Here is a 14,289-nt window from a genome sequence, read left to right on the forward strand (position 1 = left end):
AGACCCCAACGCGGGCGGGTGGCCTGAACAAGCACGGGCGACCCGGTCGAACAGGCCGACCACCACGGGGTGGGCGGCCGGTCCCAGGTAATCCGAGAAAGCTAGGGAGGGGTCTCATCAGCACAGAGCCCCGCATCAATGACCGTATCCGGGTGCCCGAGGTCCGACTCGTCGGACCCAACGGTGAGCAGGTCGGAATCGTCTCCGTGCAGGACGCGCTGCGTCTGGCCCAGGAGTCGGACCTCGACCTCGTCGAGGTCGCGCCGACCGCGCGCCCGCCGGTCGCGAAGCTGATGGACTACGGCAAGTTCAAGTACGAGTCCGCGGTCAAGGCCCGTGAGTCGCGCAAGAACCAGTCGAACACGATCATCAAGGAGATCAAGCTCCGCCCGAAGATCGACCCGCACGACTACGAGACCAAGAAGGGTCACGTCGTTCGGTTCCTCAAGAGCGGGGACAAGGTCAAGGTGACGATCATGTTCCGTGGCCGTGAGCAGTCCAGGCCCGAACTCGGGCGCAGGCTGCTGGCGCGTCTGGCCGAGGACGTCCAGGATCTTGGCACGGTCGAGTCCCAGCCCAAGCAGGACGGCCGCAACATGGTCATGGTGATCGGTCCGCACAAGCGGCGTTCCGAGCACAAGGCCGAGGCCCGCGCCGCGGCGGGGGACAAGACCCGCCGCGATGAGCGCGACCAGGCGTAAGGCGCCAGGGGAAGTCCCCCACCGCCCGGACGCCGTCAAGGCGACGACCGGGTGGTGGGGTGGGCTGCTCCCGACCAGTCCGTGATGCACCGGTGTGCGACGGGACCCCGCCGTAGTGGCGGAACAATCGCGGGGCCCCCCGCCGTAGTGGCGGAACAATCGCGGTGTCCGCATCCTGTGCGGGTGCCGCGCCGACGGAGTAGGAGACGACGGCGACATGCCGAAGAACAAGTCCCACAGTGGAGCCAAGGACCGTTTCAAGGTCACCGGCTCTGGCAAGATCATGCGCCGCCGTGCCAACAAGAACCACATCCTTGAGCACAAGACCTCCAAGCGCAAGCGCAAGCTGGGCACGGAGGCCGAGCTCGCTCCGGCCGACACCAAGAACATCAAGAAGCTCCTGGGCAAGTAGCACCGGAGCACCCGTCCTCCTTGGCCAGCCCGTGCGCCCGACCCCGTCGGCGCGCTGAGGCGCCCGGAGGACAACCACCTGAAGCGAACGCGGTCGCTGGGTGCGTCCTGGCCGGACCGGTCGGCGCGCCGTGCGCGCCGGAAGAACCAATGAGGGAGTCACTGTGGCACGCGTGAAGCGGGCTCTCAACGCCAAGAAGAAGCGCAAGGTCGTTCTCGACCGGGCCAGTGGTTACCGCGGGCAGCGCTCGCGTCTGTACCGCAAGGCCAAGGAGCAGATGCTCCACTCGATGACCTACTCCTACCGGGACCGCAAGGACCGCAAGGGGCAGTTCCGTCGTCTGTGGATCCAGCGCATCAACGCCGCCTCCCGCGCTCACGGCCTGACCTACAACCGTCTCATCCAGGGTCTGAAGCTGGCCGAGATCGAGGTCGACCGTCGCATGCTGGCCGAGCTGGCCGTCAACGACGAGGCCGCCTTCGCCGTCCTCGTGGAGAAGGCCAAGCAGGCCCTCCCCACCACCGCCGCGGCCTAGCAGGCAGTCGGAAGAACCAGACGGGTAGCGATGGCGAGCCACGAGTTCACGAGTGTCCGGTCACCCAGGATCAAGGGGGTTCGGCGGCTCGCCAAGCGCACCTTCCGTCAGCGCGAGCGGCGCTTCCTCGCGGAGGGGCCGCAGGCTGTACGGGAGGCCCTGGCCGCCGTCAACGGCGGCGACGGGCGGTCCCCCTACAACGGGACCGCCCACGGTGTCGTCGAGGTCTACGCCACGGCGGAGGCCATGCAACGCCACATCGACCTGATGGACGCCGCCCACACAGCGGGCGTGCCCACCCACCGGGTCAGTCTCGACGTGATGTCCGAACTGGCGCAGACCATCACCCCGCAGGGGGTCATCGCGGTCTGCGAGTTCGTCGACGTCCCCTTGGAGAGCGTCTCCGACGCGCGGCTCGCCGTCGTCCTCTCCCACGTGCGCGATCCCGGCAACGCCGGTACGGTCCTGCGCACCGCCGACGCGGCCGGAGCCGACGTCGTCATCTTCACCGACGCCTCGGTGGACCCCTACAACGGTAAGTGCGTGCGGGCCTCCGCCGGAAGCCTGTTCCACCTGCCCGTGGTGGTGGGGGTACCGGTGGCCCGGGCGGTGGACTTCCTGCACGGAGCCGGAGCCAAGGCCTGGGCGGCGGACGGCAGCGGCGACCGCGACCTGCACCAGCTCGCCGACGACGGCGACCTGGACGGCCCGGTCGGCTGGGTCTTCGGCAACGAGGCCTGGGGCCTTCCGGAGGAGATCGTCCAGCTGACGGACGGCGCGGTCAGCGTCCCGATCTACGGCGGGGCCGAGAGCCTGAACCTGGCCACGGCCGCGGCGGTCTGCCTGTACACGACCGCCCGCCAGCAGCGCCGCGCCTGAACCGCCCGAGCGGGTCCGGCAGAACGGCCCCCCGGTCTACGGCGGGGCCGAAAGGTTGGATCCGGCCCCGGTTCTGAGGGTTCTTCAGGGCGTCTCGACGCGGCTTCGGCGGCGTCGCCCCGGACGCGTTCAGCACGCTCTCCGGCGTGGCGGAACCACGCCCGATCGTCACTCCCCGTCACCATTGGGTGGCTGACCCGGCATGGAGTGCCGGGCGGTGTACACGCTCGGTAACAGGTCTCCTCAACCACCCGAAATGCACGTGCACGGGGTTCGAGTGTCGATAGGGTCGGGCCAGTACGACGGTGGTTCACGCGCTTCCGCTTGTCCACCCCCGCCCGACCCCTGTCACGGGTGGGACGGTGCGTGTGTCCGCCACGACACGGCAGGCTTGACGACAGGGCGTGAGCACCGGAGCCCGAACGCCTCGGCGAGCGGGCCCGTGGGCCGACGCGTGTCCGTCCGCCTCGGACGGACGGCGACGGACCGGTGGCCGTCTCCCGGGTTCCGGGTGACGCCGTATCCCGGGTCATCAGGCGTACCAGGTGGGAGTGCAGGGTAGATCTGCGGTGGTGTCCGGGGAGTTCAGCCACGGGCACGACCGGTCAGCGATCCCGACCCAGGAGTCCTGTGGTCGCGGACCTTCGGAGGGGAGCGGGGAGAGGCGTGGGCAGCGGCCGACACGTGGGCCAACCGGCGGAGGACTCTGACGGTGCGGCGGCGCGACCCTCAAAGGACCCCGTCCCAGGGCAAGGACACACCACCGACGCCCCCGCAGAGCGGGAGAGCGCCGGAGCGGATCCCCGTGGCGTGCGTCGCCGCGGTGCCGCGTCCGCCCTGTGGGAGGTCGAGACCGCCTCGGCGGCCGACGCTCCGCCACTGCACGCCGACGACCTGCCCGACGGAGTGGTCGTCGCCGACGCCGGGGGGAGAGTCGTCCTCTTCAACACCCTCGCCGCGCAGCTGACCGGCGTTCCCACCGCCTCCGCCATCGGCCGCGACTTCCGCGCCGCCCTGCCCCTGAAGGGTCTCGACGGCCACAACTGGTGGGAGTCCAGCGACCCCTACGGCGGCGACCGCGAACGCACCCGTCAGCCCGAGCGCATGCTCTGCCTGCCCGACGAACGCGAGATCCTCGTCTCCGCCCGCTACGTGCGGGCCCGGCCCGGGGGGGACCTCGTCCGCCTGGTCCTCACCCTCAGGGACGCCTCCGCCCGGTCCGAACGCTCCCGCGCCGACCTCGTCTCCGAGGTCGCGCACGAGCTGCGCTCCCCGCTCACCAGCGTGAAGGGCTTCACCTCCACCCTGCTCAACAAGTGGGAACGGCTCACCGACAAGCAGAAGCTGTTCATGCTGGAGACCGTCAACGCCGACGCCGACCGTGTCACCCGGCTCATCCACGACCTCCTGGACGTCTCCCGCATCGAGTCCGGCCGCCTGGAGGTTCGCCGCCAGGTCGTCGACCTGCCCGCCGCCGTGCGCCGACTGGTCGCCAGCCGGGTCGCCTCCGGGTACGCCGAGGAGCGCTTCCGGGTCGAGGCCCGCGGTGAACTCCCGCAGATGTGGCTGGACTCCGACAAGGTGGAACAGATCCTCTCCAACCTCGTGGAAAACGGGGTGCGGCACGGCGCTGGTACTGTCAGTGTCGTGATCGAGCCGTGTGAAGGAGGAGCAGCGGTGTCGGTGCGCGACGAAGGCCAGGGCATAGCACCCGAGACCGTTCCGCGCGTCTTCCGTCAGTTCTGGCGCGGGAAGCGCCGTGGCGGAACCGGCCTCGGACTGTTCATCGTCAAGGGCCTCGTCGAGGCCCACGGCGGCACGATCACCGTCGGACGCGCCCCCAACGGCGGCGCCGAGTTCCGATTTACCGTGCCCGCCGGGACGCCCGAGTTCGTCTGAGCCCTCAGACCTTCGGCCCCCCGGTGGGCGCACGTGGCATGTCCCGGACCCCGCGACGGAAACCTTCCCGGGCTGCCCGAAACCGCCTGTGCTTTTCCTGTCGGCTTCGTCCGCCCCCGTGCGGACCGTGACTGCCGCGCCGGTCCCCGCTTCCGTGGAGGACCGGTGACGGCGAGGCAACCAACCATGTCTGCACCGAACAATTCCTTCGACCCGGTCGAGGTGACCTCCCTGCACCCCGACGAGGTCGCCCGCATGCGCGAGGAGGCGCTGGCCGCCATCGAGGCCGCCGCCGACCTCGCCGAACTCAAGGAGGTCCGGCTCGCGCACGCCTCCGACCGCTCCCCGCTGGCCCTGGCCAACCGGGAGATCGGCGCCCTTCCCCCGGCCGCCAAGGCCGATGCGGGCAAGCGTGTCGGTGGCGCCCGACGCGACGTCGGGCAGGCCCTCAAGGCCCGTCAGGCCGTGTTGGAGACCGAGCGCGACGAGCGCGTCCTCGTCGAGGAGCGCGTCGACGTCACCCTGCCCTGGGACCGCACGCCCCGTGGGGCCCGTCACCCTCTGACCACCGTGGCCGAGCGCATGACCGACGTCTTCGTCGGCATGGGCTTCGAGGTCGCGGAGGGCCCCGAGGTCGAGGCGGAGTGGTTCAACTTCGACGCCCTCAACTTCCAGCCCGACCACCCGGCCCGGAGCATGCAGGACACCTTCTTCGTCGAGGGTCCCGACGGCGGCGAGTCGGGCCTGGTCATGCGCACGCACACCTCCCCGGTCCAGATCCGCGCGCTGCTCTCGCGGGAGCTGCCCGTGTACGTGGTCGCGCCCGGCAAGACCTTCCGCACCGACGAGCTGGACGCCACGCACAGCCCGGTCTTCCACCAGCTGGAGGGCCTGGTCGTCGACAAGGGGATCACCCTGGCGCACCTGCGCGGCGCCATCGACGCGTTCGTGGAGTCCGTCTTCGGTGAGGGCCTTCGGACCCGGTTCCGCGCGTCCTACTTCCCCTTCACCGAGCCCTCCGCCGAGGTGGACATCGAGTGCTTCGTCTGCCGGGGCGCCTCCGTGGGCGACCCCGACCGGCCCTGCCGCACCTGCTCCAGCGAGGGCTGGATCGAGATCGGCGGCTGCGGCGTGGTCAACCCGCGCGTGCTCACCGCCGCCGGGGTGGACCCCGAGGTCTACAGCGGCTGGGCCTTCGGCCTGGGAATCGAACGGACACTGATGTTCGCGCACGGTGTGCGCGACATGCACGACATGGTCGAGGGCGACATCCGCTTCACCTCGGCGTTCGGGAGTGAGAACTGATGCGCGTCCCCCTGACCTGGCTGCGTGAGTACGTCGAGCTTCCGGCCGACGTCTCCGCCCGTGACCTCGCCTCCCAGCTGACGCTGGCCGGGCTGGAGGTCGAGACCGTCGACGAGCTCGGCTCCGACCTGACCGGCCCCGTCGTCTTCGGCCGCGTGCTGGAGATCGAGGAGCTCACCGGCTTCAAGAAGCCCATCCGCTACTGCAGGGTGGACGTCGGCTCGGCCAACGGCACCGGCGAGCCGCAGGAGATCGTCTGCGGCGCCCGCAACTTCTCCGAGGGCGACCTCGTCGTGGTGTCCCTGCCCGGAGCGGAACTGCCCGGCGGCTTCCGGATCGGTGCCCGCAAGACCTACGGGAAGATGTCGGCGGGCATGATCTGCTCGGCGACCGAACTCGGCCTGTGGGAGGACCACGAGGGCATCGTCGTGCTGCCCGAGGGCTTCGCCGAGATCGGCGCCGACGCCATCGCCGCGCTCGGCCTGCGCGAGGACGTCCTCGACATCGCCGTCACCCCGGACCGCGGGTACGCGCTGTCCCTGCGCGGCGTGGCCCGTGACGTCGCCGCGCTGTACGGGGTCGCCCTGCACGATCCCGCCGACGTCACCGTCGCCGGGGCCACGGGCCCCGGCCACCCGGGTTCGGTCGAGGACCCCGCGCGCTGCGACCGCCTCGTGCTGCGCGGCGCCACCGGCTTCGACCCGCAGGCACCCACCCCGCTGTGGATGAAGCGCCGCCTGCACCAGAGCGGGGTCCGCCCCGTCTCCCTGGCCGTGGACGTCACCAACTACGTGATGCTCGAACTCGGCCAGCCGCTACACGCCTGGGACCGTGACCGTGTCAACGGCGCGATCCGGGTCCGCCAGGCCGCGGCGGGGGAGAAGCTGGAGACCCTGGACCACGTCCAGCGCTCCCTCGACTCCGACGACATCGTCATCGCCGACGACTCGGGCGCCCAGGCCGTCGCCGGTGTGATGGGCGGGCTCGACACCGAGATCGGCCCGGACTCCGCCAACGTCCTGGTCGAGGCCGCTCACTTCGACGCCATGAGCATCGCGCGCGCCTCCCGGCGGCACCAGCTCTCCTCGGAGGCCTCCCGCCGCTTCGAACGCGGCATCGACGCCGCCGGACAGCTGGTCGCCGCCACCCGAGCGGTGGAGCTGCTGGCCGAGCTCGGCGGTGCCACGGTCGAGACCGCCTACACGGTGGTCGACGAGAGCACCCCGCGTGAGCCCATCGTCATCCGGGCCTCCCACGCGTCGGGCGTGGCCGGCGTCGACTACCCCGAGGGCACCAGCGAGCGGTGGCTGCGCGCCGTGGGCTGCGCTGTCGAGACGGACGGGGACCTGCTGCGGGTCACCCCGCCCACCTGGCGACCCGACATCACCGACCCCAACGACCTCGCCGAGGAGATCATCCGCTTCGAGGGGTACGAGAACATCCCCTCGATCCGGCCCAGCGGCTCGGGACGTGGTCTGACCTCCAGCCAGCGCCTGCGCCGGGCGGTCGGCCGGGTCCTGGCCGACACCGGCTACAACGAGGTGCTGTCCTACCCGTTCACCGCCGAGCGCGACCTCGACGGACTCCAGTTGGCCGCCGACGACCCGCGCCGCGCCAGCCTGCGCCTGGCCAACCCGCTCAGCGAGGAGGAGCCGCTGCTGCGGACCACCCTCCTGCCGGGGCTGTTCAAGGCGCTCGCCCGCAACGTGGGACGGGGCCTCACCGACGTCGCGCTGTTCGAGACCGGTCTGGTGTACCTGCCGGTTCCCGGCGCCACCCGCGCGCCGATCCTGCCGGTGGACCGTGGTCCGAGCGCCGAGGAGCTCGCGCTCGTCGACGCCGCCCTGCCCGAGCAGCCGCGCCGCGTGGGCGTGGTCATCACCGGTGACGCCGAGCGCGCCGGCTGGTGGGGCGAGGGACGCGCGGCCACCTGGGCCGACGCGATCCAGGCCGCCCGGGACGTCGCGCGCGTCGCCGGGGTCGACCTGGAGATCGAGGCCGACGCCCGCGCGCCGTGGCACCCCGGTCGCTGCGCCGCCCTGTACGTGCGGGTCGAGGGCGAGCGCGTGCTCGTCGGCCACGCCGGTGAACTGCACCCGCGGGTCGTCCAGGCGTTCGGCCTGCCGGAGCGCACCTCCGCGACGGAGATCGACCTCGACGGTGTCGAGCGGGCCCGCACGGACTCGCCCGCGCCGACGGTGTCGACCTACCCGGTGGCCACCCAGGACGTGGCCCTGGTCGTCGACGCCTCGGTGCCGGTCGGCCGGATCAGCGAGGCGCTGGCCGAGGGGGCGGGCCCCCTTCTGGAGAGCGTGCGGTTGTTCGACGTCTACACCGGTGAGCAGGTCGGCGAGGGCCGCCGGTCCGTGGCCTTCGCGCTGCGGTTCCGGGCCGAGGACCGGACGCTGACGGCCGAGGAGGCGGGGGCCGCGCGTGACGCCGCCGTCGCCCTGGCCACCGAGCGCACCGGCGCGGTCCTACGCGGCTGATCCCGGTCGGCTCCGGCCCGGACGGACGACACGGGGTCGCGGGGGAAGGGCGGGGCGGGTACTCCCTCAGGAGGAGGACCCGCCCCGCCCTTCTGTGTTACGACAGGGGGAGCGGGTCCGGACACCGTGGGAAGGAATGCCCCGAGTGCGCCGCACGCTGTGAAACGTTCGGTCGCAGGGTTTGGATTTCAAGGAAATTGCGGCCACGTCTTTCCAGCGTAGTAAGGGTTTTAGTGCGAGGCGCCGGGGGTAGCCGGAATGAAGTTTGGGTTTCGGGGCATGAAAGCTCGTTTTGGCTCTTGCTGTGGAGCGGCTTGAGAACTTAGCCTGCGAGTACCTGCCACGACCTGGGCGCCCAGGAAGGGGTCAGATCCGTTTTCCGCTGCGCGTTCTCGCGCATGTCACGGCTCGGAGGTCGCCATATGACCGAAACGGTTGTCTCGTCCGCGCTCGCTCCCAAGGAACACCGGGAGCCCAGCCGCCTCTGGCATACCTTCTGTGATATGAACACCGTGGCCAAGGGCCCGGAGTTCGTCGTGGCCCGCGCCGAGGGCGTGTGGCTCTGGGACCGGTTCGGTGACCGCTACCTCGACGGCACCGCCAGTCTCTGGTACTCCAACGTCGGTCACGGTCGCGCTGAGATCGCGGACGCGGTCCACCGACAGATGAGCACCCTGGACGCCTACACCGTCTACGGGGACTTCGCCAACGTACCCGCGATGGAGCTGAGTGAGCGCCTCGCCGCCCACGCCCCTGTCGATGACCCGCGCATCATCCTCACCTGCGGGGGAGGGGAGTCGATCGACACCGCCGCCAAGCTGGCACGGGCCTACTGGACCACGCAGGGCCAGCCGGAGCGGCAGCACCTGATCAGCCGGACCGGGGGCTACCACGGCCTCAACGGTTTCGGTACGAGCATCATCGGCATGGAGCGTTTCCGTTCCGGCTACGGGAAGCTCGTCGAGGACACCTCGGTGGTCCCGCACGACTCCGCCGCCGCTCTGGAGGCCGAGATCCTGCGGGTGGGGGCGGACCGGGTGGCCGCCTTCTTCGCCGAGCCGGTGATCGGGGCGGGCGGGGTCTTCCTGCCTCCGGAGAACTACTTCGCCGACGTGGCGCGGATCTGTCGCAAGTACGGTGTCCTCTTCGTCGTGGACAGCGTGATCTGCGGCTTCGCGCGTATGGGGAACTGGTTCGGGATCGAGCGGTTCGGGGTGAGCCCGGACATGATCGTCTTCGCCAAGGGCGTCTCCAGCGGATCCCTGCCGCTGGGCGGGGTCGTGGTCAACGGTCGCGTGGCCGATCCCTTCTGGAACGAGGAGGGCAACCCGTTCCTGCACGGAACCACCTACGCCGGGCACCCGTCGGCCTGCGCGGCGGCCATGGCCAACCTCGACATCCTGGAGCGCGAGGACCTGTTCACGGTCTCCCGTGAGGTGGAGACCCACCTGGACTCCGCGCTGCGCGGGCTGGCCGACCACCCGCTGGTGGCCGAGGTCCGTTCCGGGATGGGGGTGATGGGGGCGGTGGAGCTCACCGAGGAGGCCCTCACCGAGCGCGGGATCACCACGGCGGAGGTCTTCGCCGAGGCCCGCACGCGGGGCGTCATCGTCCGTCCGGTCCCGAAGGCGCTGCTGGTCTCGCCGCCCCTGGTCATCACCTGGGAGCAGGTGGAGCACCTGACGTCCACCCTGTCGGCGGCCCTGGACGCCGTCATGGCCCGACACTGACGAGGGGGAGCCCGGTCATTCCGGGCTCCCCGGAAGAAGGACCCACAGCAGGACCCGAGGAACCCACCGGTGCGGGACGCCGGTGGGTTGATTATTTTCCCAGGAAACCTCTGTCAGGTACTGGTATCGTGCAGTAATATTTACTGGGAAGATACTTCTTCGGGGGTGCGTATGGACGAGGCCCCCCGTGCACACGGCAGGGAGCGGTCCATGACGGCACAGAGCGACACCACGGAGGAGCGGGACGGTGCGGACACCGTCGAGCCGCGGGAGTCCGGATCCAGCGACGACGATCTGATCACGGCCTGGGGGCTGGTGCACGAGGCGATGAACGCGATCCAGCCGCGCCTCCTGCACGGGATCACTCCGGACGGCAAGGACATGGCCGGGCCGTGGTTCGAGGTCCTCATCCGCCTTCAGCGCACCCCGGGGCACCAGCTGCCGATGAGCCGCCTGGCGCGCGAGGTCAGCCTCAGCACGGGTGGCTTCACCAAGCTGGCCGACCGCCTGGAGAAGGAGGGCTACCTGGAACGACACAACTGTGCGAGCGACCGCCGGGTCGTCTACGCCACCCTCACCGAGGAGGGGTTGGAGTTCATCGTCGCCGCGCGGGTGAGGCACGTCGAACGCCTCAGGGAGCACGTGCTCGCACCGCTCGGCGAGGCGGGGGTTCGACAACTCGCCGCCATCGCGCGTACGCTCCGTGACAGTGCCCGCGGCTGACGCGAGCCCGAATGAGGACTCTGCGTAGTCGAATTCCCACTCAGTGGCGTGGCGATCCACGTGAATGTGCAGAAAACATCCCATCCGCGTTCGTTCCCATGTAGGTTGGCCAGAGTTCGGGGGCCCAACGCGGGGTGGGTCGGGAGCACTGAGGTTCCGGGGGGAATGATGAGGCTGTTCACCACTGCTGCCCAGATGAGGCCCATTCCCCGGTCCTCTCGCTTCGCCAACGGCGGTGTCTCCTTCTGGTTCCGCGAGGACGGTCTGCCGGAGCGCAGAGCCCCGCTCCCCGGAGACGCCGACTACGACGTCTGCGTGGTCGGAGCCGGTTACACGGGCCTGTGGGCCGCCTACTACCTCAAGAAGGACCAGCCCGACCTGCGCGTCTGCGTCGTCGAGCGGGAGTTCGCCGGGTTCGGGGCCTCGGGGCGTAACGGAGGGTGGCTGTCCGCCGAGTTCTCCGGATCCCAGGAGGACTACGCACGGTCACATGGCAAGCCCGCCATGATCGCCCTCCAGCGCGCGCTGATGAACACCGTGGACGAGGTCGTCTCGGTCGCCGAGGCCGAGGGGATCGAGGCGGACGTCGTCAAGGGCGGCATGCGCGTGGTCGCCAGCAACGCCGCCCAGCGCGAACGCCTCCAGGCCCACATCGACTACCTCCAGGACTGGGGGTACTGGCCGGACGACATCCACATGGTGGACCCGGACCACGCGCCCCCGATCGCGGTCGAGGGCGCCGTCGCGGCGGCCTACTCGCCGCACGCCGCCCGCGTCCAACCGGCCAGACTGGTCACCGGCCTGGCCCGAGCGGTCGAGGCCCTGGGCGTGGAGATCTTCGAGGACACCCCGGTGACGGAGATCCGACCCCGGCAGGGCTCCGAGCGCCCGTCCGTGGTCACCGAGCACGGCACCGTCCGCGCCGACCACGTACTGCGGGCCACCGAGGGCTTCACCTCCACCCTGCGCGGGCAGCGCCGCCGGTGGCGCCCCATGTACTCCTCGATGATCGTCACCGAGCCGATCCCCGCCGACCTGTGGGAACGCATCGGTTGGGAGGGCCGTGAGCTCCTGCGCGACTCCGCTCACTCCTACGTCTACGCCCAGCGCACCGCCGACGACCGCATCGCCATCGGCGGCCGGGGCGCGCCCCACCGCCTCGGCGCTTCGGAGGACAACGAGGGCGCGACGGCCCCGCAGGCCATCGCGGAGCTGTGGCGGTCGCTGACCGGCATGTTCCCCGACGTCGCGGACGCCCCGATCGAGCACGCCTGGTCCGGTGTGCTCGGTGTGCCCCGGGACTGGTCGCCGACGGTGAACCTGGACGCCGAGTCCGGGCTGGGCTGGGCGGGCGGCTACTCCAGCAGCGGGGTCTCCACGAGCAACCTCGCCGGACGCACCCTGCGCGACCTGGTCCTGGGGCGCAGCACCGACCTCACCCGCCTGCCGTGGGTCGGTCACGAGGTGCGCGGCTGGGAGCCCGAGCCCCTGCGCTGGATGGGGACCCAGGTCGTGCGCGGGCTGTACCGCACCGCGGACCGCCGCGAGTCCCGGACCGAGGGGGGCCACACCTCCCGCCTGGCCGATCTGGCCACCCGCATGCCCGGCAACTGACCCGAGCCCCCTCCGGTCGCGCCCGCGGTGTCCACCCCACCCTCCTGATACACCCCCCGCTTCGACCGTCACCAGTTGCATAAAATTACACTGGCATGCATGATGGTTCAGTCCAAGCGAGAAGAGAGGGTCTCACCATGGGATACACAGCGGCCATCGCCGGAGCCAGCGGCTACGCCGGAGGCGAGCTGCTGCGTCTGCTCCTGGGACACCCCGACATCGAGATCGGCGCCCTCACCGCGGGCAGCAACGCCGGGACCCCCCTGATCCAGCACCAGCCCCACCTGCTGCCGCTCGCCGACCGCACACTCGTGCCCACCACCGTCGAGGAACTGCGCGGCCACGACGTCGTCTTCCTCGCCCTTCCGCACGGCCAGTCCGCCGACATCGCCCAACAGCTCGGCGACGACGTCCTCGTCGTTGACTGCGGAGCCGACTTCCGACTCGACGACGCCGCCGCCTGGGAACGCTTCTACGGCACCCCCCACGCGGGGACCTGGCCCTACGGCCTTCCCGAGCTGCCCGGACAGCGCGACCGCCTGACCGGCGCCCGCCGGATCGCCGTCCCCGGCTGCCACGTCACGGTCGCCACCCTCGGCCTCTTCCCCAGCCTGGCCCAACAGCTCGTCGAGACCGACCTCACCGTCGTCGCCGTCACCGGCACCTCCGGCGCGGGCAAGGCACCCAAGCCCAACCTGGTCAGCAGCGAGATCATGGGAGCCCTGAGCCCCTACGGGGTCGGCGGCGCCCACCGGCACAACCCGGAGATCATCCAGAACCTCACCTCGGTCAGCGGCGAACCGGTCCGGCTCTCCTTCACCCCGGTCCTGGCACCCCTGCCCCGAGGCATCCTCGCCACCTGCACCGCGCCCCTCAAGCCCGGGGTCACCGCCGACCAGGTCCGCGCCGCCTACGAGACCACCTACGCCGACGAGCCCTTCGTCCACCTGCTCCCCGAGGGGACCTGGCCCAACACCGCCATGACCCTCGCCGCCAACACCACGCTCGTGCAGGTCACCGTGGACCCCGACGCGGGTCGTATGGTCGCCGTCGCCGCCCTGGACAACCTCACCAAGGGCACCGCCGGCGGAGCGGTCCAGAGCACGAACCTCGCCCTGGGCCTGCCCGAGACCACCGGCCTCCCGCTCGCCGCGGTCGCGCCCTAGGGAAGGGGCCGACATGAGCGTCACCGCACCCCAGGGGTTCCGCGCCGCCGGTGTCACCGCCGGCTCGGGCGGGGAACACGCCCGAGACGTCGCCGTCGTCGTCAACGACGGTCCCTCACGCGCGGCCGGGGCCGTCTTCACCGACCACCCCGAGCCCGCCGCACCCGTCCTGTGGACCAGGCAGGTCGTCTCGGGCGGCCGCGTCCGCGCGGTCGTCCTCAACGCGGGCAGCGCCAACGCCGCCACCGGTCCGCTCGGTTTCCAGACCGCCCACGCCGAGGCCGAGCACACCGCCGGCCTGCTGGCCGACTCCGCGGCCGAGATCGCGCTCTGCTCCGCCGGTGAGATCGGGGCCGTCCCACCGGCAGCCCCCCTCAACACCGCAGTGACGGACGCGCTCGCCCAGGCGGCCCGGGGCGGCGGCCTCTCCGCCGCCGACGCCATCCGCACCGACGACACCGTGGCCAAGTTCGCCTTCCGGCGCGGCGGGGGAGTCACCGTCGGCGGCATGGCCAAGGGGCCCGACGCCTCCGTCGGCTCGGCGCTGTGCGTCCTGACCACCGACGCCGCCCTCAGCCCCGAACAGTGCCAGCGCCTGGTCGCCGACGCGGCCGCCTCGGCCCTTGCCCCGCTGACCGGCACCAACGACACCGTCCTGTTGCTCGCCAGCGGCGCCGCCCCGGCCACCCCCGACGAGTCGGAGATCGCCCTCCTGCTCACCGGGGTCTGCGAGGAACTCGCCGCCCAGATCGCGGCGGACGCACCCGCATCCGTCACCGCCGAACCCGGCGCCCCCGAGGACAGGCAGGCCCACCAGTGAACTCCGCGACACACAC

12 protein-coding genes are annotated in these 14,289 nt (G+C 71.1%); all 12 read left to right on the top strand.

The genetic code is table 11. The features are described 5' to 3' along the window. The first annotated feature begins 134 nt into the window (after positions 1 to 134). The 12 genes from infC to D452_RS28855 all read left to right on the top strand — a co-directional run bounded on the left by infC (position 135) and on the right by D452_RS28855 (position 14,273). Positions 135 to 701, top strand: coding sequence for a translation initiation factor IF-3 (gene infC / locus D452_RS0123505; protein WP_255421507.1), 567 nt, complete (start codon positions 135 to 137; stop codon positions 699 to 701). A gap of 217 nt (positions 702 to 918) precedes the next feature. Then, the gene (gene rpmI, locus D452_RS0123510; RefSeq protein ID WP_017546591.1) at positions 919 to 1,113 is read left to right on the top strand and encodes a 50S ribosomal protein L35; all 195 of its coding nucleotides are present in this window, start codon (positions 919 to 921) and stop codon (positions 1,111 to 1,113) included. A gap of 163 nt (positions 1,114 to 1,276) precedes the next feature. Beyond that, positions 1,277 to 1,648 (top strand): 50S ribosomal protein L20, encoded by a 372-nt coding sequence (rplT, locus tag D452_RS0123515; RefSeq protein ID WP_026117095.1) that lies wholly within the window; start codon positions 1,277 to 1,279, stop codon positions 1,646 to 1,648. A gap of 30 nt (positions 1,649 to 1,678) precedes the next feature. Continuing rightward, positions 1,679 to 2,527 (top strand): TrmH family RNA methyltransferase, encoded by an 849-nt coding sequence (locus D452_RS0123520; protein WP_017546593.1) that lies wholly within the window; start codon positions 1,679 to 1,681, stop codon positions 2,525 to 2,527. 666 nt (positions 2,528 to 3,193) lie between these two features. After that, positions 3,194 to 4,426: a sensor histidine kinase gene (locus tag D452_RS0123525; protein ID WP_026129620.1), complete on the top strand. Its 1,233-nt coding sequence runs from the start codon at positions 3,194 to 3,196 to the stop codon at positions 4,424 to 4,426. Positions 4,427 to 4,612: 186 nt separating this feature from the next. Further along, positions 4,613 to 5,731, top strand: coding sequence for a phenylalanine--tRNA ligase subunit alpha (gene pheS, locus D452_RS0123530; RefSeq protein WP_017546595.1), 1,119 nt, complete (start codon positions 4,613 to 4,615; stop codon positions 5,729 to 5,731). Then, a complete protein-coding gene (gene pheT / locus D452_RS0123535) occupies positions 5,731 to 8,220 on the top strand; it encodes a phenylalanine--tRNA ligase subunit beta (RefSeq protein WP_017546596.1) in 2,490 nt (829 codons plus the stop codon). Before pheS ends, pheT begins: the two co-directional genes overlap by 1 nt. A 503-nt stretch (positions 8,221 to 8,723) precedes the next feature. Further along, on the top strand, positions 8,724 to 9,950 hold the full coding sequence (locus D452_RS0123540) for an aminotransferase family protein (RefSeq protein WP_017546597.1): 1,227 nt from the start codon (positions 8,724 to 8,726) through the stop codon (positions 9,948 to 9,950). A 210-nt stretch (positions 9,951 to 10,160) separates the two neighbouring features. Beyond that, positions 10,161 to 10,673, top strand: a complete 513-nt coding sequence (locus D452_RS0123545) for a MarR family winged helix-turn-helix transcriptional regulator (RefSeq protein WP_017546598.1) — start codon at positions 10,161 to 10,163, stop codon at positions 10,671 to 10,673. A 195-nt stretch (positions 10,674 to 10,868) separates the two neighbouring features. Further along, positions 10,869 to 12,287 carry an NAD(P)/FAD-dependent oxidoreductase gene (locus tag D452_RS0123550; protein WP_110051562.1) on the top strand — a complete coding sequence of 473 codons (1,419 nt, stop codon included), beginning with the start codon at positions 10,869 to 10,871 and terminating at the stop codon, positions 12,285 to 12,287. A gap of 137 nt (positions 12,288 to 12,424) precedes the next feature. Then, positions 12,425 to 13,453 (top strand): N-acetyl-gamma-glutamyl-phosphate reductase, encoded by a 1,029-nt coding sequence (gene argC, locus D452_RS0123555; RefSeq protein ID WP_017546600.1) that lies wholly within the window; start codon positions 12,425 to 12,427, stop codon positions 13,451 to 13,453. Between the two features lie 13 nt (positions 13,454 to 13,466). Continuing rightward, complete coding sequence (locus D452_RS28855) at positions 13,467 to 14,273, top strand: bifunctional ornithine acetyltransferase/N-acetylglutamate synthase (protein WP_017546601.1); 807 nt, start codon at positions 13,467 to 13,469, stop codon at positions 14,271 to 14,273. Positions 14,274 to 14,289 lie beyond the last annotated feature (16 nt).

It is taken from the genome of Nocardiopsis prasina DSM 43845, from assembly GCF_000341265.1.
Lineage (GTDB): Bacteria > Actinomycetota > Actinomycetes > Streptosporangiales > Streptosporangiaceae > Nocardiopsis > Nocardiopsis prasina.